Origin of the sequence: Streptomyces sp. NPDC053427 (assembly GCF_044544985.1) — a bacterium.
GTDB lineage: Bacteria > Actinomycetota > Actinomycetes > Streptomycetales > Streptomycetaceae > Streptomyces.
This window is the reverse complement of sequence record NZ_JBITYA010000010.1, coordinates 382,702-408,026: the sequence shown is the minus strand read 5'-3', so window position 1 is coordinate 408,026 and position 25,325 is coordinate 382,702. Positions and strand designations below refer to the sequence as shown.

Here is a 25,325-nt window from a genome sequence, read left to right as displayed (position 1 = left end):
GCGCTTCTGACGGATCCTCGCCGTCGGACTCCTTCAGATGCCGTCCACTTCCGCCACGGTGAAGGGCGTCTGCGGCGTCCCCTGCCCCATCGGGCCGCCCTTGTCGAACTGGGAGCGGACGACGAGCGTCCGGCCCCCGCTGCGGACGAGGGTGGTCGGGATCTGGAGCGCCGGGTCGGACATGCGGCGCTCCAGGCGGGCGGCGGCGCCGTCGTCGCCGATGCGCCAACGGCTGATGCCGTTGGTCACGTTGTGCACGACCCAGAGCGTGGTGCCGCGCATCTCCAGACCGTCGCCGTGCAGCGCATCCCCGCCGTGCAGGGCGACTCGGCGCACCGCGCCCGACGCCAGGTCGACGCGGTACAGGGCGCCCCCGGTCATGTCGACCGTCAGCAGGTAGCGGCCGGAGGGGTCGGCCACGATGCCGTTGAGCGTGCCGGCGGGACCGTTCGGCAGCACTCCGGTCAGGTCGTACGCCGTGGTCAGCGCGGCGCGCCCGCCGTGCGTGGCGGCCCGGACCAGCTGCCGGGGCGTGACGCGGTAGACGACGCCCCGGTTGCTGTCGGTCAGATAGGCGCTGCCGTCCGGGGCGATCGCCAGATCGTTGACGAACGGCTCGGCGCCGGCGGGGACGTCGAAGCGGGCGATGAGCCGGCGGGTGCGCAGGTCGTAGACGGCGGCCCCGGCCGTCGAGTCGATGACCCACAGCCGCCCGGCACGGTCGACCTTCAGGCCGTTCGCGGTGGTCCGCCCGTCGGTGCCGGACGGCAGGAAGACCCGGGCCGCGCGGTGTCCGGGCGTGGCCTTGTAGACGGCTCCGGTCGTGTAGGAGCCGACATAGATGTCGCCGGTGCGCGGGTCGGCGGCGATGCCCTCGGGGTAGACGCGGTCGCCCGGCAGGTCGTACGCGGTGGAGATCCGGGCGCGGGCGTCGCACCGGGCGCCCGAGTGCGCGGCCGGCGCGTTGGTCGTCGGCCGCGCCTGCGCCGCGGCGGCGAGCGGGACGGTGAGGACGGTCAGGGCCAGGGTGGCCGCCGCCAGCGCGCGGCGCGGGATCGCTCGGGACATGGGTGTGCCTCCCCGTTCTCGGATGCCCGGGGTGGGTGTCACCCGCGGGTCATCGAATGAGCACGAAGTTATATTCGACCTCTAACATTCGTCAAGGCTCTAATTCCCGCTTGTGTTCTCATCACCGGGTGAGGTCTTTCCTGCTGTACGGCTCGTACGGCCGTTACGATGCGGAGGTGACCTCCATGCCCGTGTCCGAGCGCCTCGGCTCCTCCATCAAGCGCGCCGAGCAGGCCCTGAGCGGTGCCAAGAACGCGGCGCTGAAGCCGGCCGGTCTGACGGTTCCGCAGTACGCGGCCCTGCTCCACAGCTCCGAGCGGCCGGGCATCTCGGCCGCCGCGCTGGCACGGGCATGCGGTGTGACGCCGCCGACCATGAACACGGTGCTCAAGAACCTCCAGGAGCGCGGCCTCATCGAGCGCACCCCGCACGAATGGCACAAGAACATCCTTGAGATCCGGCTCACGGACGAGGGCCACGCGGTCATGGAGAACGCCGACGCGCGGGCTGTGCGCGTGGAGCGGGCGCTGGCCGCCGAGTTCACGGACGAGGAACGGGCCTCACTCGTCGGCCTGTTGGGCCGGTGCGCCGCCCTGCTCGACTCCGTCCGCCCGGACGGGCCCTAGGCAGGCCCTAACCCTCCGCCGGCATCACATTCTGGTTGGCGTGGAAGAAGTTGTCCGGGTCGTACGTCCGCTTCACCGCCGCCAGCCGGCCGTAGTGGTCCCGGTAGGTGGCCCTGACCCGGTCCTGTCCCTCCCCCGTCCCCATGAAGTTCACATACGCCCCGCCCATCGAATGCGGATGCAACTCCTCCCAATAGTCGACCGACCACTGCCTGATGGTCTCCGCGTTGTCCGGGTCGGGGTCGATGCCCGCGATGACGCCGGACCACAGTGCGTCCCGGTAGGCCCAGGCGGTGTCGTCCTTGCCGACCCGCGCCGCCGCGCCGTCGACCGGGTAGAGGTGCATCGTCGACAGATCGGTGGGGATGTTCTCCCCGTACTTCAGGTGCACGCCGATGGCCTCGTCCGTGATCCGGTCGAAGAATGCGCCGCGCCAGTACCACTGCAGCCCCGTCGGCATCAGCTCGTCGAACATGGTCTGCAGCGCCGGGTACGGCATCGGCGCCGCGAAGTGGAAGGTCGGCGCGCCGGGCCCGTCGGGCGGCGCGAGCGCCGTCTCCACCGCCGCCGGATCGCCCGTCCAGCACCACACCACCCCGCACATCTTCTGCCCGTGGATGTCCTCCGGGAAGGGCGGCGCGGGCGGCACCACCAGCTGCGCGAAGAATCCGGTCAGGTCCTCGGGCGCCGCGGGAAGGAATTCCCGGTACCACTCCAGCACCTGGCGTGCCTGGTCGACGGGCCACAGGGACACGCCCACGCCCACCGTGTGCACCGGCCGCAGCCGGAAGTCGAAGGACGTCACCACCCCGAAGTTCCCGCCGCCCCCGCGCAGCGCCCAGAACAGGTCCGGATGCTCGGTCGCGCTCGCCGTCACGAAGCTGCCGTCGGCCAGGACGACGTCCGCGCCGACCAGGCTGTCCACCGTCAGGCCGTATTTGCGGGTGAGGTGACCGTGCCCGCCGCCGAGGGTGAGGCCCCCGACGCCCGTCGTCGACACGATGCCCGACGGAATGCCCAGCCCGAAGGCGTGCGCGGCGTGATCGACATCGCCCAGCAGGGTGCCGCCGCCGACCCGCGCCGTCCGCGCCTTCGGATCGACGCGCACCCAGCGCATCGGCGTCAGATCGATCGTGACGGCGTCGTCCTGGACGCACAGCCCGGCGCCGCTGTGTCCGCCTCCGCGTACGGCCGGTTCCAGGCCGTGGTCCCGGATGAAGCCGACGGCCGCCATGACGTCCGCCGCGTCCGAGCAGCGCACCACGGCGGCCGGACTGCGATGGATCATCGCGTTGTAGATCGTGCAGGCCTCGGGATAGGCCTGGTCGCGGGGGCCGATGACCGGGCCGCGCAGCGCGGTCCGCATCGCGTCCAAAGTGGTGCCGTCCATGGCGCACTTCTCCTCAGGGAGCTGCCGTTCGACCGCAACCCACCCAGGCTTTCCGGCCGCTCCGGCCGCGCGCACCCACCCCGCCGCTCCGGCATCCCGAACGGCAGGACCGAACCCCGCAGGGCTGCTGCCTCCAGCGTCCCGCCGGTGGCCGGGCCACGCAATCCCACGGCTGACGGGACGGGGCGACGGTGGCCGCACACGCGAAGCGGTGGACGGCCGGGTACGTACCGCGGCGCATGCGTCGGCGTCGGCCGGGGGCGGTTCATCCCCCGATCGGCGGCCGGCTCCCCGAGGTCGGGAAAGCCGGCCGGTCACGGCCTAACCCACCGGAACGGCGAGCGCGTGAAGGACCCGCGCCGCCGACGTGCCCAGCCCCGTGGGCGCCTCCAGCCGGGCCGGTGAGCCCTGCGGATGGCGCAGTTCGGACTCCCGGTAGCGCAGGCAGTCGCGGTGCCAGGTGAGGATGCCGGCCATCCAGTTCTCCAGTTCCCGGACGTAGCCGTCCAGGTCGGCGCGCCCCTCGGGCGACAGCGCGAAGTCGTCGCAGAGGACGGGGAGTTCACGGGCGGCCACGTGCTGGAACTCGCGGATGCGGGAGGTCATCAGGTCGTTGATGACGGCGAGCGCGGTCGGGTAGTCGCAGTCGAAGAAGTTCTGCACGACGAGGATGCCGTTGTGCACCTCGCCCTCGTACTCGATCTCCTTCTGGTACGAGAAGACATCGTTGAGCAACGTCGCGTAGTCGGCGGCGGCGTTCTCCAGGGAGCGCATGGTCCCGGTGCGGAAGACCTCGGGCGGGACCTGTCGGCCGTGGCCCAGGCGGCAGAGGGACATCGTGAGGTCGGAGCCGAAGGTCGCCCGGCGCATTTCGATGTAGTCGACGGGGTCGGGGATACGGTTCTGCAGCTGGTTGTCAAGCTCCCAGAGCCAGCTGGCCGTCATCGTGTCGACGGCCGCGCGGAAGGAGCGGCGGCCGTCCGGGGTCATCGGACCCGCCGTACGGGACCACAGGTCGGCCAGGGCGCGCTCCATGGCGCCGACGGGTTCGGGCGCGGGGGTGGACGGGTCGAGCGGCATCAGCGCCGACAGCCGCGCATTGGCCGCCTTGGCGCCTGCCAGGTCGCGGGTCCGGCCGAACACCGCGGGGTAGTAGTCGTCCGCGTACGTGCCCCAGGTCAGCCACTGCGAGCTGAGGTCGAGTTCCTCGGGGGTGGCGTCCGGGCCGATACCCGCCGCGCAGAGGGGCAAGTCGTATCCGGCGAGCGCGCGTTCGTCCCAGATGCCGGAGAGCGGTACGCCGGGCTGCGGCTCCAGCAGGCCCATCCGGTGCGCCCAGGCGAGGCAGTTGCGGCGGGCGGCGTCCAGATGGGGGCTGAGGGTCGTGGTGAACGGCATGGGGATGTCGGGGATCCGGGACGGTCCGACCTTCTGGTGGGGCATGTGGGCGTAGCGGCGCAGGCGGCGGACCTCGGAGGCGGCGAGGGAGGTCTTGAGGTCCACGGCGGAGGTGCCGAGCCCGCCGACGGCGAACGGCGACCAGGCGGCGGCGGTGGCGGCGCCCGCTCCGCCGCCGTTCATATAGCGGCTGGAGCGCAGATGCCATTCATGGCCGCCGGACTGCCAGTCCTGGAGCCCCTTGGCGTAAGCCAGGACGTCCGCGCAGGCCTGCGGATCGAGCCCCTTTTCCGCGAAGAGCACCGGGAGTTCGCAGAACACGGTGTTCTCGAATTGCTGGAGACGAGAGGTGATCAGCTCGTTGACGGCGTTCGCGGCTTCTTGCGTCGTGCAGTCCAGGAAGGTTTCCAGGACCAGCACGCCATTGCTGAGCTCGCCTTCTTCCTCGGTCTCCCGCTGGTAGGAGAAGAGGTCGTTCCGCAGATGTACGGCGTCGGCGAAGGTGTCCTTGAGGACGCGCAGCGGCCGGGAATCGGCGACGGCGGCCGGGATTTCGGCGCCGGCCGCGTACTCGACCAGCCCCGCGGACCAGGGAGCGCCGCCCACCTTGCGGCGCATTTCGATGTACTCGACGGGATTGGGGACGCGGTGGATGTCGATGTTGGAGAGTTCCCACAGGGATTCGTTCAACAGGTGCTCGGTGCTCTCCCGGAAACGTTTCCGCCATTCCATGGACATGGCCGGAACGGTGCGCGCCCACAGGTCGGCGAGCCCCGCCTCCACCGGGTTGGTCGGCTCCGGCACGGGCGTGGCCAGGTCCATCGGCATGAAGGCCGGCAGCCGGTCGAGATATTCCTTGCCGCCCTTCCGGTCCAGTGTCCTTTTGAATTTCTCCAGGAAGTGGTCGTCGAAGAAGAAGACCCAGACATACCAGTCGGTGACGAGCGAGAGCGCCTCGGCGGAGCAGTCCGGGTGGGTGTAGGAGCACAGCAGGGCATAGTCGTGCGCATCGAGATCGCTTTCCTCCCAGATATGCGAACCCTCCAGCATTTCCATGCCCCTGGCCCATTTCTTCGAGTGCCGCCGGGCCTCTTCCAGATGCGGGTTCAGCCGCGCCGGATACGGTGCGTAGAAGTCCGGCAATTCGAATGGCTGTGTCATGGTCGCTCGCCTCTCCCCATAGCTGCACTGAACGGCACAGCACTACCCGGGGACGAACCGGACTAGGCTTTTCACGGCCTTAACTTGCGGGCAGGGGCGGAGTGTTGGTAAAAGCCGGCGGGATCGGCGCAAGGGGCCCGGGCGCCGGGTCCGGCGTCCGCCGCGGCGCCCGTCCGGCCGCCCGCAGCGCCAGTTCCACAAGCGCCTCCGGCGCGCCCGCCTGGCCGCGGATGCCGGGGAACGCGTTGATGTCCACGATGAGCGGCGCGCCGCCCCCGGTGTCCAGGATGTCCACCCCGTAGACGTCCAGGCCGAAGACCTCGCCGGCCCGCAGCGCCGGACCGGTCCAGGCCGCGGGCAGGTCCGCAACCTCCAGCGGCAGCGTCGGCCCGCGTCCTTCCGGTGCCAGTTCCGAGCGGCGGCGGGCGGCGAAGAGCCGGCCGTCGACCACCCACAGCTTCAGATCCCAGCCGCTGTTCGCGGTGAACTCCTGGACGATCACCGGCTCGTCGGCCCAATCGGCCATGAGCGCGCGCAGTTGCGTGGCGCTGTCGGCGCGGGCCACGAGGTCGTGGCGGCGGCTGTGGCGGCTCTTGATCACCACGGGGCCGGACGGTTCACCGTCCGCCGCGAGCTGCGCCAGCGTGGGCACGTACCGCGTCCCGGCGAACGGAAGGCCGGCCCCCCGCGCGAGCTCGGCCATCTCCACCCGGTCCTGACACCGCGCGGTGGCCGCCGCGGAGTTGACGACCACCGCGCCACGCTCCTCCAGGACGGCGGCGAGGGCCAGCGCCCGCGGCGTACGCGCCTTGAGGAGGTAGACGTCGGCGAGGCGGCCGGGCGCGGCGTCGAGCGCGGCGGCCGGGTGGGACCAGGACGCGTCCCCGGGGTCCAGGGACTCCACCTGGTGGCGAGGTGCCAGCAGGTCGGCGGCGGCGGCGAGCAGCGGGTGGTCCGGGTCCGCCGTCACCAGGCAGATCCTCATCGCACGCCGTCCATCGCCGCCCCGGACCCGGCCTTGGCCAGCACGACGCGGGGCCGGCCGCCGCCCGCGCGCCCGGCGGCAGCTGGGTCACCGACCACGGGGACCGCCGGGACGCCCGTGGGGACGCCCGCCGCGGCACCCGTCGCCACGCCCACCGGAGCCCCCGTACGGCCACCCCCGCGCGCCAGCCGCAGCACCGCCTCCGCCACCCTGGCCACCGCATCCGGCACCTGCCGGAAGCTCGGGAAGTCGTTGACGTCGACGACCACCGGCCCGTCCGGCCCGAGCAGGATGTCGGCCCCGTACAGATCCAGCCCGAAGACCTCGCCGATCTCGGCCGCGATCCGGGCGACTTCGCGCGTCAGCGGGACCTGCCGCTCGCGGACGGTGTGCGCCGGATGCAGCGGTGAGCAGCGTTCGGTCGCAAAGAGGTCGCCGGCGACGCTGTAGACCTTCAGATCGGTGCCGGAATTGGGCACGTACGGCTGCGCGATGAGCAGCCCGCCGGCGGCTTCCTCGAATCCCGGATCCAGCAGCCGGTCCGGCGCGGCGACCAGTCGTACGGCGCGCCCGGAACTGCCGTCGGCGGGCTTGACCACCAGCGGGTATTCCGCCTCGGGTATCTCGGCGAAGTCCTGCGGCCGGGCCGCCGCGTAGGTCACCGGAACGGGCAGCCCGCTGCGACGGGCGAGCACCGCCGCCAGGGCCTTGTCTCGGACTCCCCGGATCGCCCGCGCATCGTTCACCGTCGTCAGGCCGACGCTGGCGGCGGCTTCCAGAAGGGTGAGGCCGGGGCCGCCGGAGACGGTCTTGAGGACCCAGGCATCGTGGCTGCCCGCCTGTATCGCCTCCGATATCCGCAGCAGCGACCGGCCGGGCCACACCACGTCCACCTGATGGCCCCAGGCGCTGAGTTGGCGGATCACATCCAGGGGCATGCCGTCGTGGCGGTACTGCTCCTCCACCAGGAAGCAGAGCTTCATCAACACACCCTCAAACGCCCATTGATCGCCGCATGACACACCAGGATCCCATGTGCCGCTTGGGCACCAGGCTGTGGCCCGTATCCGGCGCGGGAAGACGGCCGGTGGTGTTTCGGCGAAGTTACGCCACCCGCGGCACCCGGTGCGTGCGCCATGACCTGGGCTTTGCCGGACGCGGCCGAGGGCTTCGCCACCCGCCTTCCCACCTCCCGAATCCCGTATGTCGGAAGCCTTGTTCCGCTTCCGACCGTGGTCCTAAGGTCGGGCCACCCGGCGCGGCTGACCTCGTACACGGGAGCTTTCTGGCGTCGACGCGTGCGCGGCACACCCCGCTGCTGCCCGTGTGCGGACGCGTACCCAACGGCGGAACGACGGGAAGCAGGCGAGAAGGTTGGCGAACGAACAGCAGGACATGCCGCAGGACATGCCCCACGACCGGCAGCAGGACCGGCCGCAGGACCACCCGCAGGCCGACGAGGTCCCCCAGGGCGGCGGCCGGGACGGCGTCGGGCGGCGGGGCTTCCTCGTCAAGGTGGGGCTGACCGGCGCCGGGGGGCTCCTCGGCGCGGCGGCGGCCGGCGGGGTGTCGTCCCCCACGGCCCACGCGGCACCGGCCACCACAGCGGCGGCGCGAGCGGCGGCGCCACCGGCAGCGGCAGGCACGAAGAAGAACGCCCCGCGCCCCGAACTCTTCGCCGGCCGCCAACAGCTCCTCGTCCCCGAGCTGCTGCTCCTCCCGGACGGACCGGCCCGGGACCGGGCCGTCCTCGTCGACGGCGGGAAATTCCGCGCGATCGGCCCCGCGCAGCAGCTGATCGCCGCGCATCCCCACCTCCACCCGGTGCGGCTCGACGGCCATCTCCTCATGCCCGGCTTCGTCGACGCCCACCACCACCTCACCCAGAGCTTCGGCAAGGCCCAGTCGTTCGGGCAGCCTTCGGAGATCTTCAAGACCGTCTGGGAGCCGCTGGAACATGCGCTGGACGAGGAAACCGCCTATCTCTCGGCGAAGCTGGCCGCGCTGGAGGCGCTGCGCGGCGGCTTCACCACCGTCGCCGACGCCGGTACCCGCGCTCCGGTCGATGTGGCGGCGCTGGCGAAGGGGACCGAGGAGGCCGGGATCCGCTGCGTACTGTCCAAGGTCGTCTCCGATGGGACGGGCGGACCCGCGCACCTGGCACGGTGGGACAAGCACCCGCTGATCCACCCGTCGCTGGCGATCCCCGTCGCCGAGGACGCGACGCCCGCCGTCATCAAGCACACCGTGGACCTCTGCGCCGAGGCCGGCGCAATCCTCCAGATCCATGTGAACGAGCATCTCGCCTCCGTGGAGCGCTCGTTGAAGAGCGTCGGCCGCCGGCCGGTCGCCTACCTGCACCACATCGGCGCTCTCGGGCCGCACACCCTCGGCGCGCACGCCACCCTGCTCACCCCCGCCGAGATGCGCATGCTGGCCGACTCCGGGGCGGCGATCAGCTACAACCCGGTGGCCAGCGCCTGGAAGGGCAACGCCGTCGCGCAGGCCGACATGCTGGCGGCGCTGGGCGTGCGGTTCGGGATGGGTACCGACGGCACCCGCGGCGACGGCTTCCGGCTGCTCGACGCGGCCGAATCGGCGCAGCGGCTGACCAGCGGCATGGCCACCGGGGACTCGGTGTGCGGGGCCGGGCGGCTGTGGCTGGAACACGCGACCTCGCGGAGCGCCGATGCGCTCGGGCTGGGCCGGATCACCGGCGAGATCGCGGTCGGCAAGGCGGCGGACTACCTCCTCGTGGACATCGACGTCCCCGAACTCACCCCGTCCTACGACCTGCAGTGGGAACTCGTCCGCCTGGCGAACCGCGATCTGATCACCGCCGTGGTCGTCGACGGCCGGCTCCGGCTGTGGGAGGGCTGGCCCACGGACTGGGACGCCCGCGCGCTGGTGAAGCGGGCGGCGAAGGTGGGGCCCGAGGTCGTACGGAAGGCCGAGATCCAGCGCGTCGAACCGAGATAGGCGGGCGGCGGGCGGGCGGCGGCCGTCGCCCCCCGGGGGGGCGGTGGCCGTGACCGGCGGCAGGTCACCGCCCCTGGGGGATCCATCGCGCGATCAGCAGCGCCGCGAGGACCACGCCCCCGGCCAGCCCCAGCGTCGCCACATGCAGCCCGTCCGTGAACGCATCGACGACCGCCGCCCGCACCCGACCGTCCGCCGTCAGGGCCTCGGCCGCCGCCACCGTCGTCGGACGGCCCGGACCCGACAGCGGCGTGGGCAGCCGCGCCGTGAACACCGCCGTCGTGACCGTCCCCGTCACCGCGACGCCGAGGGCGCTGCCCAGCTCCCGCGTCAGGCTCTGCAGTCCGGACCCGGTGCCCGCCCGGTCGGCGGGCAGCGCGGCCATCATGGCGTGCGAGAGCAGCGGGGTGGCAATGCCGCAGCCGAGCGCGGTGAGCCCGGCGCCCAGGGCATAGAGCGCGTACGGCGTACGGGCATCGGCGGCGGAAACCGTCACCAGGCCGCCCGCCAGCACGCACATGCCGACGACGACCGTGCCGCGCCGCCCGCACGCCCGCTCCAGCAGCAGCCCGCAGCGCGGCCCGGCCAGCAGCGCCGCCGCCATCGGCAGCAGCCGCACCCCCGCTCCCAACGGCCCGTACCCCTGGGCGTACTGCAGATACTGGCCGTTGAGGTAGAAGAGCCCGAACATGCCGGTGAACAGCGCCGCCATGCCCACCGCACCCGCGCGCACGCCGGGGCGCGCGAACAGCCGCGGGTCGAGCAGCGGTTCGGCGGCCCGCAGTTCGTGCCGCGCCCAGGCGGCCAGCAGCACCGCCGCCCCGGCGAGCGCGCCCAGCACCACCGGACTCCCCCACCCGGACTGCGGCCCCGACACGATCCCGTACAGCAGGGCGAGGAAGCCGCCGGTGAGCAGCGCGCTGCCGAGCGGCGCGGCCGGGCGCGGATGGCGGGCGGTGACGGGGGTGACCGCCGCGACCAGCAGCAGCGCGCCCAGCGCGAGCGGCACCACACAGCGAAAGAGGGTGCGCCAGGTGCCGTACTCGATGGCCGCGCCGCCGCCGACATTGCCCAGTACGGCGGCGAGGCCGGTCATCGACGCCCAGATGGCGATGGCCTTGCGGCGCGGTCCGTCCGGCAGCCCCTCCACCAGCAGGGCGAGGGTGGTGGGCAGCACGGCGGCCGCGCCCACCCCGCTGAGCATCCGTCCGGCGATCAGCACGCCGGCCCCCGGCGCCGCCGCACACACCACCGAGCCGGCCGCGAAGACGCCCATCCCGCACAGCAGCGTGCCCTTGCGCCCGCGCCGGTCGGCGAGCGCCCCCGCGGGCACCAGCAGGCAGGCGAAGACGACGACATAGCCGTCGACGACCCAGACCACCTCCTCCGCCGACGGGTGCAGCGCCCCGGCGGACAGGTCCGGGATGGCCAGGTTCACGGCGGAGACCATGCCGACGACCAGGGTGACGCACAGACACATGGCGACGGTCACCAGCGCGGGGGTCCGACGCGGCCCGCGGGCCGCGTCTCCGCACGCGCGCCCGCCGCCGTCCGCGGCCACCTCGCCGCGCGCCCCCGCCGGCCGCTCGCCACCCTTCGGATCGGAGCGCCTCAACGGACCGGCCTCCTACGACGGGTGGGGGTGATCGGACGGGTGGGGGCGCTCGGCGGCCGCGCCGCGCGCCCGGTCGAGCGTCGCGTGCAGCGTCAGGCGGTCCCCCCGCAGATGGATGAACTCCAGGTCGGCGGGGCGGCCGTCGGCGAGCCGGGTGAGCCGCTCGACGGCGAGCACCGCGCCGCCCTCGGGCATCGCCAGCACCGCACACGTCGCCGGATCCGCCACCACGGCCTGTACGGACACCTCCGCCCTGCCCAGCGGCATCCCCACCGCCGTCTCGATCAGTTCGAAGACGTCCTGCTTCTCCAGGGCTTCCCGTCCCAGCGCCAGCAGCGGCTCCCCCACCTCGGCGAGGAGATAGGTGCAGTCCAGGGACAGCGGCGTGCCGTCCACCCGCCGCAGCCGCTCCAGATAGACGGCCGGGGTCCCGTCGGCCAGTCCCAGTCGCCGGGCGACCGATCCCGGCGGCCGTACGAGCCGGGCCTCCCGCACCTCGTTGACGACCACACCGTGCCGCTGGAGCACCTCGGCGAGCCCGGACAGCTCCCCGAGCGGATGCTGGTACGCCCGCCCGACCACCACCGTCCCGACACCCCGCCGCCGCGCCACCAGCCCCTCGTCGCGCAGCAGCCCCAGCGCCTCGCGCACCGAGTTCCGCGAGGCCCCGAACTCGGCGATCAACGCCCGCTCGTCCGGCAGCACCCCGTCCGGGAACGCCCCCCGCAGCACCTGCCCGCGCAGCACATTCGCCACCCGCCGGGCGCGATCGGCCCGCGTCAGCGACTCGCCTGCCGCCCTACCGTCCTCCGGCTCCGGATCACTCACCGCGTCTCCCTCCCGACACCGCTCCCGATCTGCTCCCGGACCCGCCCGACGCTAGGCGCCCCATGTTGCGGCGACGTTACGCCACCCCATCTGACCTGCATCGATAACTGACCTGGGGATTCCGGCACGGCGACCGGGCCAACGCCACCACCGTGGCCCCGCGCCCCGTTGATCGCTACGGTGGGGCCATGCTCAACAAGGCCGCCTCCTTCGACGCACTGGACCGCAAGATCGTCGCGGCCTTGATGGAGAACGGCCGGGCGAGCTTCGCGGAGATCGGCTCGGCCATCGGGCTGTCGTCCACGGCGGTCAAACGCCGGGTCGACCGGCTCCGCGAGAACAACGTGATCACCGGCTTCACCGCCACCGTGCGGCCCGCCGCGCTCGGCTGGCTCACCGAGGCGTACGTCGAGGTGTACTGCGACAGCGCCGCCCCGCCCCGCCGCCTCGCGGAGGTCGTCCGCAACCATCCGGAGATCGCCGCCGCGATGACCGTCACCGGCGGCGCCGATGCGTTGCTGCACGTCAGGGCCACCGACGTCGAGCACTTCGAGGGGGTGCTGGAGCGCATCAGGGCCGAACCGTTCATCCGCAAGACGATCAGCTACATGGTCCTGTCCCATCTGCTGCCCGACAGCCCGGACGCGGGCTCCGGCCGCCCGTCCGCGGCGATGAACGCCGCACCCCACGCAGCAAACCCGCGCTGACGGCTCCCTATACGCAGCATTCCTGCGCCAACACGCAGCTTTCGTTTCTTGTGGGCGGATTCTGGTGCTCCGTACCGTGTGAGGTGCGCCCGAGTAACGATCACTAACCCTCGGTCACCGCACCCGTTCACCTCCTCACCCACCCCTCTCCTGCCCCGCCTGCCCGCCTGCTCCGCAGGAAGCGACAGGAAGCGAAGGGATGCTTCTGTGCCCACAAGTCGTATCTCGCGCGCCCGGCGCTATCTGGTCTGCCAGCCCCGGCACTTCGACGTGCACTACGCCATCAACCCCTGGATGCGTACCGACGCGCAGGTGGACACGGCCCTCGCGAACCGCCAATGGCAGACCCTGATCGACACCTACCGCGACCACGGTCACGAGGTGGAGACCGTGCCCCCCGTCCCCGGCCTCCCCGACATGGTCTTCGCGGCCAACTCCGCGCTCACCCTCGCCGGCAAGGTCTTCGGCTCCCGCTTCCACGCCCCCCAGCGCCGCCCGGAATCCACCGAGTACGAGACCTGGTTCAAGGCGGCCGGCTACGACGTCTACCAGCCGGTGTCGGCGTGCGAGGGCGAGGGCGATCTCGTACCGGCCGGGCGCTGCATCCTCGCCGGTACGGGCTTCCGTACGACCCGCGAGGCGCACGCCGAGGTGCAGGAGTTCTTCGGCGTACCGACCATCGGCCTGCGCCTGGTGGACCCGTACTTCTACCACCTGGACACCGCCCTCTTCGTCCTGGGCGACGCGGAGGCGGCACCGGAGACGGGGGAAGCGACGGGCGAGACCCCCCTCGCCTACTACCCGGAGGCGTTCTCCTCCGGCAGCCGCGAAGTACTCCAACGGCTCTTCCCGAACGCGGTCCTCGCCACCCGCGACGACGCCATGGCCTTCGGCCTCAACTCCGTCTCCGACGGCCGCCACGTCTTCATCGCCCCCCAGGCGACCGGCCTCATCGACCAGCTCACCGCCCGTGGCTATGTCCCCGTCCCCGTCGACCTCTCCGAACTCCACAAGGCCGGCGGCGGCATCAAGTGCTGCACCCAGGAGATCCGCTCGTGACCGCACCCGCGCGCATCGCGCCCCCTCGCTCCCCCCGTTCCTCGTCCGACCTCATCCAGGCCGAACGACCGGTCCTGGCGCACAACTACCACCCCCTTCCCGTCGTCATCGCGCGCGCCGAAGGCGTCTGGGTCGAGGACGTCGAGGGCCGCCGCTACCTCGACATGCTGGCCGGCTACTCGGCGCTGAACTTCGGCCACCGCCACCCCGCCCTGATCGAGGCCGCGCACCGCCAGCTCGACCGGCTCACCCTTACCTCGCGCGCCTTCCACCACGACCGCCTCGCCGACTTCGCCGCGCGCCTGGCCCACCTCACCGGGCTCGACATGGTGCTCCCGATGAACACCGGGGCCGAAGCGGTGGAGAGCGGCATCAAGGTCGCCCGCAAATGGGCCTACGACGTCAAGGGCGTCCCGGCCGACCGGGCCACCATCGTCGTCGCCGCCGGCAACTTCCACGGCCGTACGACCACGATCGTCAGCTTCTCCGACGACGACACCGCCCGCACCGGCTTCGGCCCCTTCACCCCCGGCTTCCGCGTCGTCCCCTACAACGACCTCGCGGCCCTCGAAGCGGCCGTCGACGACACCACGGCCGCCGTCCTGATCGAACCCATCCAGGGCGAAGCGGGCGTCCTCATCCCCGACGACGGCTATCTCACCGGCGTCCGCGACCTCACCCGGCGCACCGGCTGCCTCCTCATCGCCGACGAGATCCAGTCCGGCCTCGGCCGCACCGGCCGCACCCTGGCCGTCGACCACGAATCCGTCGTCCCGGACGTCCTGCTGCTCGGCAAGGCCCTCGGCGGCGGCATCGTCCCGGTCTCCGCCGTCGTCGCCCGCCGCGACGTCATGAGCGTCCTCGGCCCCGGCCAGCACGGCTCCACCTTCGGCGGCAATCCCCTCGCGGCCGCCGTCGGCTCGGCCGTCATCGACCTCCTGGCCACCGGCGAATTCCAGCGCCACGCCGCGGACCTGGGCGACGTCCTCCACACCGGCCTCGCCGCCCTCACCGGCAAGGGCGTCACCGGCTTCCGCACCCGCGGCCTGTGGGCGGGCATCGACATCGACCCCGCCCTCGGCACCGGCCGCGCGATCAGCGAACGCCTCCTGAAGGAAGGCATCCTGGTCAAGGACACCCATGGCTCCACCATCCGCCTCGCCCCGCCGCTGACCATCACCCGGGAGGAGCTGGAGGGGGCCCTGGAAGCCCTGGAACGCGCGCTGTCGTAGGGCAACGCCGCCCAGGAACGGCGGCGGGAGCGGCGGCCCCAGCGGCGGGCCGCCGCTCACCGGGGAGCGCGACCCTCGTGTGAGCCGTCGTCAGCCGGTCCGCGAAATCTCGGGCACGGTTTTCTTCACCGCATCGGCCAGATCCATAAGGGCGCCGACGTCGCCGTACTCCGCGGGAATGCTCACCTCGACGTAGGCCTTGCGGAGCGCGGTGGTGCAGCGGTGACCGCCGTCCTCCGCGTTCTCCAGCATCCACCGCACCCCACGGATTTCCCCACCCGCCGCTCGGGGATTGAGCATGTCCGCCGGCTTCACGACACCGCAGCGGAGCACGATCGCGGTATCGCCCCATGCCGCCGTGTACGGCGACGAGGGGTCCGTTTCCCGCCGCTCGAGACCGGCCACGGAGTCGGGCACGGCGTCGATCAGCTTGGCGCACCACCCCTTTGCCTTGGCCTCCGGCACCGGCGCCGCCACCGATACCGCGTCCCCGGAGAAGAGATACGTCGCCGCGAGGGCCGCCACCACCACGATCGACGCGCCGAGGACAACGACCGGACGACGAGATTTCATACCCCGACGATAGGCCTCGGCCTGCACCGCCGAGACGGCCCTCCCCCACACCGCTTCGTGCCCTGCCAGGCCGTCCCGTCACACTCGTGCCCCGCGGTACGTCAGAGCGGTGAGGGACCCACCCCACCCGGTCGGCGCACGTCCGCACCGGACCCTTCCCTCTCGATGAGGAGCCGTTCCCATGTCCACCGCGTACGTCGTCGTCACCCTCCTTGCCGCCGCCATGGCGGGTTTCTCGGCCGCCTCCGTCTTCCTCCGCGCCAAGTGGGTCGTGGAGCCCTTGGCCGACTACGGCGTCCCCCGCTCGTGGTGGCCGCTGCTCGGTGCGGCCAAGGCGGCGGGTGCGGCGGGCCTGCTGGTCGGCCTGTGGGTGCCGGTTGTCGGTGTTCTGGCCGGGGTCGGCCTGGTGCTGTATTTCGCGGGGGCCGTCGTCACCGTGGTCCGGGCGCGCTCGTACGCGCACATCCCGTTCCCTCTGGTGTACGCGGCGCCGGTGGTCGGTGCCCTGGTGCTGGGGAGCTGAGGCGGTACCAGCGCCGGATGCGTATGTGTCCGTACGGCGGCGCCTCAGGAATCCCTGACCGCGGGGCGCAGTCCCGCCGCCACCAGCACCCGCGCCGCCCCCTGTGCCTGCCGCGCCGCGTCCGGGCTCCCGGAGAGGGCCGCCATGGTGATCGCCCCGTCCACCAGGAGCGTCAACTGGACGCCCAGCGCGTCCGGTTCGGGTGCGCCGAGATCGCGCGCCAGCCCGGTGAGGTAGTCCAGCAGCGCCTCCTTGTGCTGCCGGCCGGCGGAGGCCACGGCCCCCGACGTGGCACCCAGCTCGCCGAAGGAGTTGATGAAGGCGCAGCCGCGGAAGTCGGGGGCGGCGAACCAGGCGTGGAGCCAGTCGAAGACGGCGGACAGGCGGTCTTCGGGGGCGGCGTGCTCGCCGACATGGGCGGCGAGGGCGGTGCGCCAGCGCATGTCGCGACATTCGAGGTAGGCGGCGACGAGGTCGTCCTTGGAGGGGAAGCAGCGGTAGAGGCGCTTGAGGGAGACCCCGGCCGCGGTACGGAGTTCATCCATGCCGACGGCCTGGATGCCGCGGTCGTAGAACAGCTTCTCGGCGGCGTCGAGGATGCGTGTGCGGGGCTCGTCCGCGGCGGCTTCCCCGGCCTCGTCCTGGCGCATGTGCGACTCCGGCTTCCCTTGAGCGCTTCCCTGGAGAACGTGCGTTCTCTACACTAGCCGAGGCGAGCGGAGAACGATCGTTCTCCGCTCGGACCATCAGGACACCGGTCAGGACTTCGGTCAGGATGCGAAGGAGTCGGAAGAGATGACGCCACGACCCCCGTTCCCCCCGTTCGACGAGCCGAGCGCACGGCAGAAGGTGCAGGCCGCGGAGGACGCCTGGAACACCCGCGATCCCGAGCGCGTCTCGCTCGCGTACACCGAGGACTCCGTCTGGCGGAACCGGGACACCTTCCTCACCGGCCGGGACGAGATCGTCGCCTTTCTGCGCCGGAAGTGGGACCGGGAGCTGGACTACGCGCTCCGCAAGGACCTCTGGTCGTACAGCGGGAACCGGATCGCGGTGCGGTTCCGGTACGAGTGCCGTGACGCGGCCGGCCAGTGGTGGCGCAGCTACGGCAACGAGCTGTGGGAATTCGCGGAGGACGGGCTGATGCGGCGGCGGGAGGCGAGCATCAACGACGTCGCGATCGCGGAATCGGAGCGGCGGATCTTCGGGGCGCGGAGCGCTCAGCGCAGTTGACGGAGGGCCTCGCCGAGCAGCGCCACGCCCTCGGCGATGGCCGCCGGGGAGCTCGCGGCGTAGCCGAGGACGAGCCCCGGCGGGTGGGGGCGCTGGCCGTGCCAGGAGAGGGGCTGGACCTTCACCCCGGCGGCGAGGGCGGTGGCGGCGAGATCGGTATCGGCAAGCTCCGTATCGGCGCGTCCGCTGTCCGGCCGTCGCTCGAAGGTGAGCGTCAGATGCAGACCCGCCGCCGCCCCGTGCACCACCGCGCCCGGCAGGTGCGTACGGATCGCCTCGATCATCGCGTCCCGGCGGCGGCGGTGGCGGGTGCGCAACAGCCGGAGCCGGCGTTCCAGTTCGCCCGACTCCATCAGATGGGCCAGCACATGCTGCGGCAGTACGGCGTTGCCGAGGTCCGCGAAGCGCTTGGCGTCGACCAGGGCGTCCCGGTAGCGCGGCGGCGCGAGCAGCCAGCCCACCCGCAGGGCGGGCGCGAGCAGCTTGGACACGCTGCCCGCGTAGCAGACGTGCTCGGCGAGCATGGCGCGCAGCGCGGGGACCGGTGGGCGGTCGTAGCGGTGCTCGGCGTCGTAGTCGTCCTCGATGATCAGGCCGCCCTCGCCCGCCCAGTCCAGGAGTTCGCGCCGTCTGCGGCCGCCGAGCACCACCCCGGTGGGGAACTGGTGCGCCGGGGTGAGCATGACGGCGGGCGCGCCGGCGGCCCGTAGCGCATCGACGCGGATGCCCTCGGCGTCCACCGGGACGGGCGGCGTCTCCAGTTGCCAGTGCCGCAGATGCTGGCGCGCGCCGAGCGATCCGGGGTCCTCCACGGCGATCGCGCGGACACCGTCGCGCCGCAGGACCTGGGCGATCAGGCCGAGCGCCTGTGCGGTCCCGGCGACGATCAGCACCTCCGCCGGATCCACCCTGATCCCGCGGTTGCGGGCCAGCCAGTTGGCGACGGCGCGGCGGAGGGTGGGCGCACCGCGCGGGTCGCCGTAACCGAGGTCGGTCGCGGGAACGGTCCGCAGGACGGCGCGTTCGGCGCGCAGCCAGGCCGCGCGGGGGAAGGCCGCCAGCTCGGGCAGGCCGGGCGAGAGGTCGATGCGGGCCGGTGCGGTGCGCAGGGCGTCGAAGACGTCCGGGCCGGGAGGCGCGGTGAAGAGCGCGGTGCCGGTAGGTGGGGGTGCGTCGCGAAACAGGAGTGCGTCGCGCGGCAGCGACGCGTCGCGAGGCAGAGGTGCGGGCGCCGCCAGGGGCGCGGCGACGACGACCGTACCGGCCCGCCCCCGCCCCGCGACCTGTCCGTCCTCGGTCAGCCGCCGGTACGCCTCGGTCACCACCCCGCGGGACACCCGCAGGTCGGCGGCGAGCGCCCGGGTGGCGGGCAGCTTGCTCCCGACCGGGAGGCGGCCATCGGAGATGGCCAGCCGCAGCTCCCGGGCCAGCCAGTCGGAGCGCCCGCCCGCGGGCGCGTCGCCGAGGGAGAGCTGGAGAAAGTCGGCCCCGGTGGCGGCGGAGCCCGGCGGAGTTACGGACCGGTTGTCATGGCCGTCCTTGGACCTGTTCACGGGGCCATTCTCGCGACGCGGTGAACTCATGTACAGGGAAGGCGGGTTGAGGGAACCGCGCACACGGCGGGGCCGGGACCGGAACCGGAGCCAGGGCATCGCCGGCCTGCGGCGCACCCGGAGGACGACGGCGGCTTCCCCCGCACGTTCTTCTACACGTACGACACGTACTACACGTTCTGGACGTTCTTCATGTTCTCCAAGGCCGTCGCCGCCAAGGGGAGCGCAACGAGCGCGGGCAGCTTCCCGGCCGTCGCCGCGTCCGCCGGCATGCACGCGAACAGCTTGACGCCGGGCGCGTCCAGCGCGGCCATCTTCACGTAGTCGAAGGTCAGCGACCCGACCACGGGGTGGTCGAAATCCCATCGGCTGCTGCCGAAGTCGGCGAGGTCATGCGCCTCCCACCAGGTACGGAACTCCGGGCTCCGCCTTCGCAGTTCGGCCGTGAGCCGCTCGAAGCGGGGCTCGCCGAACTGCTGGCGCGCGTCCGCCCGGAACTGGGCGACCAGATTCCGGGCCTGCCCGTTCCAGTCGACGAGCAGCGTCCGCAGGGCCGGATCCGTGAACACCAGCCAGAGCAGATTGCGTTCGGCGGGCTCCAGCTGCGCCGGGTCGCCGATCAGTCCGGCCTCGGCGCGGTTCCAGCCGACCAGGTCCCAGTTGGCGTCCAGGAGGTAGGCGGGATGCGGTTCGAGCGCGTCCACCAGGCGTTGCAGGGCGGGGCCCGGCCCCCGGCCCGGCGGCTGCTCCGGGGGCCGCTCGTCGGCCAGCGCGAACAGATGGCGGCATTCGACCGAACTGAGCATCAGGGCGCGCGCCAGGCTGGTGAGGACCTGGCGGCTGACGCTGATGTCCCGCGCCTGTTCCAGCCACGTGTACCAGGTCACGCTCACCCCGGAGAGCTGCGCGACCTCCTCGCGCCGCAGCCCCGGCGTACGCCTGCGGGGACCCGCGGGGATGCCCGCCTCGCTCGGCGTGATCCGCTCCCGGCGCGATCGCAGGAATTCCGCCAGGCGGCGCCGTCGGTCCAGGTCGGCCATCGCACTCGATTGACGTAGGGAGGTGTGACGTAAGGGGTAGCTGGAACACCAGCATAATCGGTCTCTGTATGTCTGTTCGGGCCTGGCCGACGCTTACGGCATGACCCGGACCACACCCTCGGGCGCCCCCGCACAGCGGGCCACGAGGCAGCACACCGCAGCGCCACAGCCCCCGGCACGGCCGGCCGCCTCCCCCTGGCAGGCCCTGGCCATCGTCCTGGTGGGGGCCTTCATGGCCGTACTCGACACGTTCATCGTGCTCGTTGCCGCGCCCGCCATCCAAGCCGATCTGCACGCCTCCGCCGCCGACATCCAGCTGATCCTGGCCGGCTATCAACTCACCTACGCCATCGCCCTCATCACCGGCGCCCGCCTCGGCGACCGCTTCGGCCGCCGGCGGCTCTTCCTCATCGGGATGGCCCTGTTCACACTGACCTCCGTGGGGTGCGCCGTCGCCCCCGACCCCGGCAGCCTGATCGCCGCGCGGCTGGCGCAGGGGCTGACCGCGGCCGCGATGTTTCCGCAGGTCTTCGCGATGATCCAGGTGCTGATCCCGGCGGAGCAGCGGCCGAAGGCGTTCGGTGCGCTCGGTGCGGTGATCGGCATGGCCACCGTCGTCGGCCAGCTGCTCGGCGGCGTACTCCTCTCCACCGGCTTCTCCGCCGATCTCTTCGGCTCCTCCTGGCGGTCGGTGTTCTGGGTCAACGTCCCCATAGGACTGGCCACTCTCCTCCTCGCCGTGCTGCGCGTGCCCGAGTCGCGGGCGCCGGAGGCCAGGCGCCTCGACCTGCCGGGCGCCGTGGTGCTGACCGTGGCCCTCTTCCTCCTCGTGGTGCCGCTGGTCGAGGGGCGCGCGTCCGGCTGGCCGGCCTGGACCTGGCTCAGCCTGGCCGGCAGCGCGCCGGCATTCGTCGCCTTCGCCCTGGTGGAACGGCGGGTTGCGGCTGCGGGCGGGGCTCCGCTGGTCCATCTGGGCCTGCTCCGCACGCGTCCGTTCGCCGTCGGAACGACTCTGGTCGTCGTCGCGTACGCGGGCATCAACTCCTTCTTCCTCGTCCTCTCGCTCACCTTGCAGGACGGCCTGGGGATGGACGCGCTCGGCGCCGGCCTGGTCTATACGCCGCTCGCCGTCGCGTTCTTCGCGGCCAGCGTCGTCGCCGGGCGGCTGGCCGGCTTCGGGCGCCGGGTGCTCCAGGCCGGCGCGCTGGTCGGCGGGCTGGGGTACGTCGCCGCGATCGTGCTGGTCGGCACGGCCGGTACGGGGCTGACGGCCTGGGCGCTGGCGCCGCCCCTGGTCCTGATCGGCGTCGGGAACGGGTTGCTGGTCACGCCGCTGCTGAACGCCGTGCTCGGCAACGTCGGGCCCAAGGAGGTAGGGATGGCCTCCGGCGTGCTCTCCACCTGCCAGCAGGTGGGCGGCGCGGTCGGCGTGGCCGTCGTCGGCGTCCTCTACTACACCTCCCTGGGCGGCGCCGCGCACCACGACACCGGCGCCTACGGCCACGCGCTGACCACGGCCGTCGTCTTCAATCTGGCGCTGTCGGCGGCGATTTCGGCCCTGCTGCCCTTCCTGCCCGACACCGCCGCGGCGCGCCTCCACGCGCCGGTCGAACGCCCCAACACCCCGCCTCGTCCGGGAACTTGATCGTCTGGTGCCGAAAAACTCTTGGCAGGCACGCGCAGTTGATTTAACTTGGACTGAACGTTCCAAGTTCTACGGACGCCGTCGCGGCCTCAGGGAGGCTCCATGTCGCCGGACATCAAGCACTTCAACCCCGATGTCGTCCTCGACGACGCGGTACGCGTCTTCTGGCGCCAGGGCATGCCCGCCACCGGGATACAGGCGCTGGTTTCCGCGACCGGCCTGAGCCGCTCCAGCCTCTACGCGACATTCGGCAACAAGGACGGTCTCTACGCCGCCGCCCTGGAGCGCTATATAACGCAGCACTCCACACCCGCGTTCGCCGCGCTCGCCGCCGGCCCCTCGGGGCTGACCGCGATCGAGGAGTTCTTCACGGGACTGATCGGGGTGCGCTGCTCCGGCCCCGTCGCCGGTTGGGGCTGCATGGTCACCAACGCCCACGCCGGGCCGGAATGCGCCGACCCCGCGATACGGGAGCTGCTGGACGCGCACCACCGGTCCCTGCAGTCGGCCATGCGTGCCGCGCTGAGCACGGCCGAGGGGCTCGGACAGCTCGCCGCACGGGTCGACCTGGACGCCGCGGCGGCCGTGCTCGCGACCCTGGCGTACGGGGTCAATCTGCGCTCCCGCGCGGGCGCCGTCCCCGACACGCTGCGGGAGTCCGTGGCGGGCGCCCTGGCCCCCCTTCGCGCCACCCCCTCACCTGCATCCGCGCCCCCCTCACAGGAGGTACCACCGCAATGAGCCTCAACGACGAACTCACCGCGTTCTTCCGCGCCCGCTCCGGCGAGATCCCGGCCGCCGCGCGCGAGGTCATGGAGCGCACCGACCGCGAACTCGCCGCGTCCGGCCAGGCCGGCCGCGCGCTGAACGTCGGCGCCACCGCCCCCCGCTTCGGCCTCCCCGCCGCCGACGGCACGACCGTCACCCTGGACGCCCTGCTGGCCGACGGCCCGGTCGTGCTCACCTTCTACCGCGGCGCCTGGTGCCCGTTCTGCAACCTGGCGCTGCGCGCCCTTCAGCAGCAGCTCGGCGAGATCGCCGCCCGCGGCGCCCAACTGGTGGCCGTATCACCGCAGATACCCGACGAGTCCCTCACCCTCACCGAGAAGCACGACCTGGCTTTCCCCGTCCTGAGCGACATCGGCTGCGACACCGCCAAGCAGTACGGCCTCAGTTTCGACCTGCCCGAAGACCTCGCCGCCGTCTACGACTCCTTCGGCTTCGACCTCCAGCGCGTCAACGGCGGCCACCCGCACACGCTCCCCGTACCCGCCGCCTACGTCATCGACCGCGACGCCACCATCCGCTGGGCCTTCATCGACACCGACTACAAGACCCGCGCGGAGCCGTCCGACATCCTGGCCGCGCTCGACGGACTGATCTGAGCGCACGCGCCGAACCGGCAGGCCCACGACGGCGCCTGCGGCTCGGCGCGCCCCGAGGATAGGCCGCCGGTCAACGGAGCGCTATGGTCGGATTTCCAGGAACGTAACGGGGAAGGCAGCCGCCGATGGCGCAGGACGAGGCCGTGATCGGCTGTACTGGGGTGCTGTTGATCGGCACTCGCGGGGTTGTCGGCCCCGGTGAGGTTCTGGTGTCGATCCGGGGTGGATCCGAGGCCTTTGTCGCCTGGTCGGCCGAGCCCCTTCCGGTGGGCGCGACGGTGCTCGTGATCGAGTCCCGGGGCGCGCGCCAGGTCGACGTCATTGAGTGGGCTGACCCGTTGGAGGCGTTGGCCGGCGACCCCGGCGACGCCGGTTGAGGAGACGAAGGATGTTCGGTTACCGCGTTCCGGCCCCCGATCAAGCCATGCTGATCTCGGGAGGCAAGCGTGGGCAGGGGGGCGCGCCGTTCCGGGTGGTGACCGGTCACGGCAAGTTCGTGCTGCCGGTTTTCCGTAAGGTCCGCTTCCTGACGCTGGCGATGTGCGAGGCGGAGGTCGCCGAGAAGTGCGTTACCCGGCAGGGCATCGCGCTCACGGTCCGTGCCGTGATCGCGTTCAAGGTCGGCAATGACACCGAGAGCGTGGTCAACGCCGGCCAGCGCTTCCTGTCCGACCAGGACCAGATGGCGGTGCTGACCGGCCGGATCTTCGCCGGCCATCTGCGCTCCATCATCGGTTCGATGACGGTCGAGGAGATCGTCACGGAGCGGCAGAAGCTGGCCACCGAGGTGCTGGAGACCTCCAAGACCGAGATGGCGAAGATCGGCCTGACCGTCGATTCCCTCCAGATCCAGTCGATCGACGACGGCGACACCGGCTACATCGCGGCGATGTCGGCCCCGCACAAGGCGGCCATCCAGCGGCAGGCGCAGATCTCCCAGGCCCAGGCCACCCAGGCATCGGTCGAGGCGCAGCAGGAAGCCGCACGGAATCAGGCCGAGTACCAGCGGAAGACCGCCATCGTCCAGGCCGAGTACAACGCCGAGGTCGAACGCGCCCAGGCCATGGCCGCCCAGGCCGGTCCGCTGGCGCAGGCGCATGCGCAGCAGGAGGTGCTGGCCGCCCAGACCGAGCTCGCCGAGCGCGCCGCCAAACTGCGTCAGCAGCAGCTGGTCGCCGAGATCGTCAAGCCCGCCGAGGCGGAGGCCGAGCGCATCCGGCTGCTGGCCATGGCCGAGGCCGAGCGGATGAAGATCCAGGCCGAGGCCGCCGCGTCGTTCGACCGGGTGGCGCTGGACCGCATGGTGATCGACCAGCTGCCGCAGATCGTCAAGGAGGCCTCGGCCGGCCTCCAGGGCGCCAACGTCAATGTCCTCAACGGCGCCGACGGCCTCGGTGAGATCGCCGCCGGCCTGGTCGGCCAGGGTCTGACCATCCTCGACTCGGTGCGCCGCAACCTCGGCGCCACCGACGCGCCGGACCACGGCACCAAGGACAACGCCGGCACCGGCCCGGCCAACGGCAAGGGCAGCACCGGCCGGATCGAGATCGAGTAACCGCGTGCGGGGCGGTGGAAGGGAACGGCGACGGCCCGCCCCTCCTCCGCCTCCCGGAACCGGCGCTCTCGGTCGGACACGTCCCGGCCGAGAGGGCGCCGAGCCGTCAGCGTCCGGGGCGGCCCACGACGGAACGTGGGGACGGAGCCGCCCGAACCGAGCAGCTGCGGACCGGCTTTCCGCAGCAGGGCACACCGGGCCTCGCCCGGGACGCCGCACGGGCCGGCCGCCGGGCGCGCTACGGCTGCGGTACGAGCCCGTCCGCCACCAGTCCGGCCAGCACCGCCTCGCCCAGCGCCTGCACCGCGGACTGCGGCCGCACCATCACCGTGAATTCCTTGATCCGCCCCGCCTCGTCGTACTGCAGCAGGTCGATGCCGTGGATCTGCTTGCCGTTCACGGTGGCCCGGAAGATCAGGATCGCCGAGTCGGCGGTGCCCTCCGCCGCCCCCGCCGCCGTCTCCGCACTGCCGGCCAGCTCCCCCACGTACCGGAAGTCCTCGAAGGTCCGCAGCAGCACCCCGAACAGGCCGAGCACCATCGAACGGCCCTCGAAGGGCGTGAACTTCACCGGGCTGTAGAGCCGCACGTCCTCCGTGAACAGCTCTTCCAGCGCGTCGAGTCGGCGCGTCTCCACCGCCGCCCGGAAGCGGTCCGCCGCGCTCGTGGCCCCAGTCGTCGTCATGCTGCCCTCTCCTCGTCCCGGCCGGTCCGTCGTGTGCGTGGACAGCGTCCGGCAACGCCGGTGCGCCATCTCTCCGCGCGACGGC

General features: G+C 72.3%; 24 protein-coding genes. 12 read left to right on the top strand and 12 right to left on the bottom strand.

From position 1 onward, the window contains the following. Positions 1–33: 33 nt before the first annotated feature. Positions 34–1,068: an SMP-30/gluconolactonase/LRE family protein gene (locus ACIGWZ_RS28325; RefSeq protein ID WP_400069435.1), complete on the bottom strand. Its 1,035-nt coding sequence runs from the start codon at positions 1,066–1,068 to the stop codon at positions 34–36. A 185-nt stretch (positions 1,069–1,253) separates the two neighbouring features. Here ACIGWZ_RS28325 and ACIGWZ_RS28320 point away from each other — a divergent pair, with 185 nt between their 5' ends. Continuing rightward, positions 1,254–1,694: a MarR family winged helix-turn-helix transcriptional regulator gene (locus tag ACIGWZ_RS28320; protein WP_400069481.1), complete on the top strand. Its 441-nt coding sequence runs from the start codon at positions 1,254–1,256 to the stop codon at positions 1,692–1,694. Positions 1,695–1,701: 7 nt separating this feature from the next. Here the strand turns inward: ACIGWZ_RS28320 and ACIGWZ_RS28315 are convergent, their stop codons facing one another. From ACIGWZ_RS28315 to ACIGWZ_RS28300, 4 genes are all read right to left on the bottom strand, one after another. Continuing rightward, positions 1,702–3,084: an FAD-binding oxidoreductase gene (locus ACIGWZ_RS28315; RefSeq protein ID WP_400069433.1), complete on the bottom strand. Its 1,383-nt coding sequence runs from the start codon at positions 3,082–3,084 to the stop codon at positions 1,702–1,704. A 321-nt stretch (positions 3,085–3,405) separates the two neighbouring features. Beyond that, on the bottom strand, positions 3,406–5,643 hold the full coding sequence (locus tag ACIGWZ_RS28310) for a family 2 encapsulin nanocompartment cargo protein terpene cyclase (protein WP_400069431.1): 2,238 nt from the start codon (positions 5,641–5,643) through the stop codon (positions 3,406–3,408). 79 nt (positions 5,644–5,722) lie between these two features. Further along, on the bottom strand, positions 5,723–6,628 hold the full coding sequence (locus tag ACIGWZ_RS28305; RefSeq protein WP_400069429.1) for a RimK family alpha-L-glutamate ligase: 906 nt from the start codon (positions 6,626–6,628) through the stop codon (positions 5,723–5,725). After that, positions 6,625–7,611, bottom strand: coding sequence for a RimK family alpha-L-glutamate ligase (locus ACIGWZ_RS28300; RefSeq protein ID WP_400069427.1), 987 nt, complete (start codon positions 7,609–7,611; stop codon positions 6,625–6,627). The genes ACIGWZ_RS28305 and ACIGWZ_RS28300 overlap by 4 nt, the downstream gene beginning before the upstream one ends. 391 nt (positions 7,612–8,002) lie before the next feature. On the opposite strand from ACIGWZ_RS28300, the gene ACIGWZ_RS28295 reads away from it, so the two are divergent. Beyond that, complete coding sequence (locus tag ACIGWZ_RS28295; protein WP_400069425.1) at positions 8,003–9,607, top strand: amidohydrolase family protein; 1,605 nt, start codon at positions 8,003–8,005, stop codon at positions 9,605–9,607. A gap of 64 nt (positions 9,608–9,671) precedes the next feature. On the opposite strand, the gene ACIGWZ_RS28290 is transcribed toward ACIGWZ_RS28295, so the two are convergent. Together ACIGWZ_RS28290 and ACIGWZ_RS28285 are read right to left on the bottom strand one after the other, a co-directional pair. Next, entirely contained in the window at positions 9,672–11,222 is a 1,551-nt protein-coding gene (locus tag ACIGWZ_RS28290; protein ID WP_400069422.1) for an MFS transporter, read from the bottom strand. A gap of 12 nt (positions 11,223–11,234) precedes the next feature. Continuing rightward, the gene (locus ACIGWZ_RS28285; protein WP_400069420.1) at positions 11,235–12,050 is read right to left on the bottom strand and encodes a GntR family transcriptional regulator; all 816 of its coding nucleotides are present in this window, start codon (positions 12,048–12,050) and stop codon (positions 11,235–11,237) included. A gap of 188 nt (positions 12,051–12,238) precedes the next feature. Between ACIGWZ_RS28285 and ACIGWZ_RS28280 the strand changes: the two genes are divergently transcribed. The 3 genes from ACIGWZ_RS28280 (at position 12,239) to rocD (ending at position 15,048) form a co-directional block, all read left to right on the top strand. Next, positions 12,239–12,757 carry an Lrp/AsnC family transcriptional regulator gene (locus ACIGWZ_RS28280; RefSeq protein ID WP_400069418.1) on the top strand — a complete coding sequence of 173 codons (519 nt, stop codon included), beginning with the start codon at positions 12,239–12,241 and terminating at the stop codon, positions 12,755–12,757. A 207-nt stretch (positions 12,758–12,964) separates the two neighbouring features. Further along, positions 12,965–13,816, top strand: a complete 852-nt coding sequence (ddaH, locus tag ACIGWZ_RS28275; RefSeq protein WP_400069416.1) for a dimethylargininase — start codon at positions 12,965–12,967, stop codon at positions 13,814–13,816. Beyond that, positions 13,813–15,048 (top strand): ornithine--oxo-acid transaminase, encoded by a 1,236-nt coding sequence (gene rocD / locus ACIGWZ_RS28270; protein WP_400069414.1) that lies wholly within the window; start codon positions 13,813–13,815, stop codon positions 15,046–15,048. Before ddaH ends, rocD begins: the two co-directional genes overlap by 4 nt. 90 nt (positions 15,049–15,138) lie before the next feature. On the opposite strand, the gene ACIGWZ_RS28265 is transcribed toward rocD, so the two are convergent. Beyond that, positions 15,139–15,648 carry a DUF3515 domain-containing protein gene (locus ACIGWZ_RS28265; RefSeq protein ID WP_400069412.1) on the bottom strand — a complete coding sequence of 170 codons (510 nt, stop codon included), beginning with the start codon at positions 15,646–15,648 and terminating at the stop codon, positions 15,139–15,141. Positions 15,649–15,802: 154 nt separating this feature from the next. Here ACIGWZ_RS28265 and ACIGWZ_RS28260 point away from each other — a divergent pair, with 154 nt between their 5' ends. After that, on the top strand, positions 15,803–16,144 hold the full coding sequence (locus ACIGWZ_RS28260; RefSeq protein WP_400069410.1) for a DoxX family protein: 342 nt from the start codon (positions 15,803–15,805) through the stop codon (positions 16,142–16,144). A gap of 44 nt (positions 16,145–16,188) precedes the next feature. Here ACIGWZ_RS28260 and ACIGWZ_RS28255 read toward each other — a convergent pair whose 3' ends face one another. Beyond that, entirely contained in the window at positions 16,189–16,794 is a 606-nt protein-coding gene (locus ACIGWZ_RS28255; protein ID WP_400069408.1) for a TetR/AcrR family transcriptional regulator, read from the bottom strand. 145 nt (positions 16,795–16,939) lie between these two features. On the opposite strand from ACIGWZ_RS28255, the gene ACIGWZ_RS28250 reads away from it, so the two are divergent. Continuing rightward, positions 16,940–17,377 (top strand): nuclear transport factor 2 family protein, encoded by a 438-nt coding sequence (locus ACIGWZ_RS28250; protein WP_400069405.1) that lies wholly within the window; start codon positions 16,940–16,942, stop codon positions 17,375–17,377. On the opposite strand, the gene ACIGWZ_RS28245 is transcribed toward ACIGWZ_RS28250, so the two are convergent. Continuing rightward, positions 17,365–18,960: a PLP-dependent aminotransferase family protein gene (locus ACIGWZ_RS28245; protein WP_400069403.1), complete on the bottom strand. Its 1,596-nt coding sequence runs from the start codon at positions 18,958–18,960 to the stop codon at positions 17,365–17,367. The two genes, ACIGWZ_RS28250 and ACIGWZ_RS28245, sit on opposite strands and share 13 nt — an antisense overlap. A 140-nt stretch (positions 18,961–19,100) precedes the next feature. After that, positions 19,101–19,970 carry a helix-turn-helix transcriptional regulator gene (locus ACIGWZ_RS28240; RefSeq protein WP_400069401.1) on the bottom strand — a complete coding sequence of 290 codons (870 nt, stop codon included), beginning with the start codon at positions 19,968–19,970 and terminating at the stop codon, positions 19,101–19,103. A gap of 100 nt (positions 19,971–20,070) precedes the next feature. On the opposite strand from ACIGWZ_RS28240, the gene ACIGWZ_RS28235 reads away from it, so the two are divergent. From ACIGWZ_RS28235 to ACIGWZ_RS28215, 5 genes are all read left to right on the top strand, one after another. After that, positions 20,071–21,615 carry an MFS transporter gene (locus ACIGWZ_RS28235; protein WP_400069399.1) on the top strand — a complete coding sequence of 515 codons (1,545 nt, stop codon included), beginning with the start codon at positions 20,071–20,073 and terminating at the stop codon, positions 21,613–21,615. A 102-nt stretch (positions 21,616–21,717) separates the two neighbouring features. After that, on the top strand, positions 21,718–22,356 hold the full coding sequence (locus ACIGWZ_RS28230; RefSeq protein WP_400069397.1) for a TetR/AcrR family transcriptional regulator: 639 nt from the start codon (positions 21,718–21,720) through the stop codon (positions 22,354–22,356). After that, a complete protein-coding gene (locus tag ACIGWZ_RS28225; protein ID WP_400069395.1) occupies positions 22,353–23,000 on the top strand; it encodes a peroxiredoxin-like family protein in 648 nt (215 codons plus the stop codon). The genes ACIGWZ_RS28230 and ACIGWZ_RS28225 overlap by 4 nt, the downstream gene beginning before the upstream one ends. Before the next feature lie 125 nt (positions 23,001–23,125). After that, on the top strand, positions 23,126–23,377 hold the full coding sequence (locus ACIGWZ_RS28220; protein WP_400069393.1) for a hypothetical protein: 252 nt from the start codon (positions 23,126–23,128) through the stop codon (positions 23,375–23,377). A gap of 11 nt (positions 23,378–23,388) precedes the next feature. After that, the gene (locus tag ACIGWZ_RS28215) at positions 23,389–24,555 is read left to right on the top strand and encodes a flotillin family protein (RefSeq protein ID WP_400069391.1); all 1,167 of its coding nucleotides are present in this window, start codon (positions 23,389–23,391) and stop codon (positions 24,553–24,555) included. A gap of 238 nt (positions 24,556–24,793) precedes the next feature. On the opposite strand, the gene ACIGWZ_RS28210 is transcribed toward ACIGWZ_RS28215, so the two are convergent. After that, positions 24,794–25,240 carry a nuclear transport factor 2 family protein gene (locus tag ACIGWZ_RS28210; protein ID WP_400069389.1) on the bottom strand — a complete coding sequence of 149 codons (447 nt, stop codon included), beginning with the start codon at positions 25,238–25,240 and terminating at the stop codon, positions 24,794–24,796. Positions 25,241–25,325 lie beyond the last annotated feature (85 nt).

Excerpts from the sequence above, each read along its gene's own strand:
- ACIGWZ_RS28310 (WP_400069431.1), bottom strand. The coding sequence starts at position 5,643 with ATGACACAGCCATTCGAATTGCCGGACTTCTACGCACCGTATCCGGCG.
- ACIGWZ_RS28245 (WP_400069403.1), bottom strand. The coding sequence starts at position 18,960 with ATGAGTTCACCGCGTCGCGAGAATGGCCCCGTGAACAGGTCCAAGGAC.
- ACIGWZ_RS28210 (WP_400069389.1), bottom strand. The coding sequence starts at position 25,240 with ATGACGACGACTGGGGCCACGAGCGCGGCGGACCGCTTCCGGGCGGCG.
- ACIGWZ_RS28220 (WP_400069393.1), top strand. The coding sequence starts at position 23,126 with ATGGCGCAGGACGAGGCCGTGATCGGCTGTACTGGGGTGCTGTTGATC.
- ACIGWZ_RS28225 (WP_400069395.1), top strand. The coding sequence starts at position 22,353 with ATGAGCCTCAACGACGAACTCACCGCGTTCTTCCGCGCCCGCTCCGGC.
- ACIGWZ_RS28315 (WP_400069433.1), bottom strand. The coding sequence starts at position 3,084 with ATGGACGGCACCACTTTGGACGCGATGCGGACCGCGCTGCGCGGCCCG.
- ACIGWZ_RS28300 (WP_400069427.1), bottom strand. The coding sequence starts at position 7,611 with ATGAAGCTCTGCTTCCTGGTGGAGGAGCAGTACCGCCACGACGGCATG.
- ACIGWZ_RS28255 (WP_400069408.1), bottom strand. The coding sequence starts at position 16,794 with ATGCGCCAGGACGAGGCCGGGGAAGCCGCCGCGGACGAGCCCCGCACA.
- ACIGWZ_RS28215 (WP_400069391.1), top strand. The coding sequence starts at position 23,389 with ATGTTCGGTTACCGCGTTCCGGCCCCCGATCAAGCCATGCTGATCTCG.
- ACIGWZ_RS28240 (WP_400069401.1), bottom strand. The coding sequence starts at position 19,970 with ATGGCCGACCTGGACCGACGGCGCCGCCTGGCGGAATTCCTGCGATCG.
- ACIGWZ_RS28235 (WP_400069399.1), top strand. The coding sequence starts at position 20,071 with ATGACCCGGACCACACCCTCGGGCGCCCCCGCACAGCGGGCCACGAGG.
- ACIGWZ_RS28280 (WP_400069418.1), top strand. The coding sequence starts at position 12,239 with ATGCTCAACAAGGCCGCCTCCTTCGACGCACTGGACCGCAAGATCGTC.
- ACIGWZ_RS28230 (WP_400069397.1), top strand. The coding sequence starts at position 21,718 with ATGTCGCCGGACATCAAGCACTTCAACCCCGATGTCGTCCTCGACGAC.
- ACIGWZ_RS28250 (WP_400069405.1), top strand. The coding sequence starts at position 16,940 with ATGACGCCACGACCCCCGTTCCCCCCGTTCGACGAGCCGAGCGCACGG.
- ACIGWZ_RS28325 (WP_400069435.1), bottom strand. The coding sequence starts at position 1,068 with ATGTCCCGAGCGATCCCGCGCCGCGCGCTGGCGGCGGCCACCCTGGCC.
- ACIGWZ_RS28320 (WP_400069481.1), top strand. The coding sequence starts at position 1,254 with ATGCCCGTGTCCGAGCGCCTCGGCTCCTCCATCAAGCGCGCCGAGCAG.
- ACIGWZ_RS28305 (WP_400069429.1), bottom strand. The coding sequence starts at position 6,628 with ATGAGGATCTGCCTGGTGACGGCGGACCCGGACCACCCGCTGCTCGCC.
- ACIGWZ_RS28260 (WP_400069410.1), top strand. The coding sequence starts at position 15,803 with ATGTCCACCGCGTACGTCGTCGTCACCCTCCTTGCCGCCGCCATGGCG.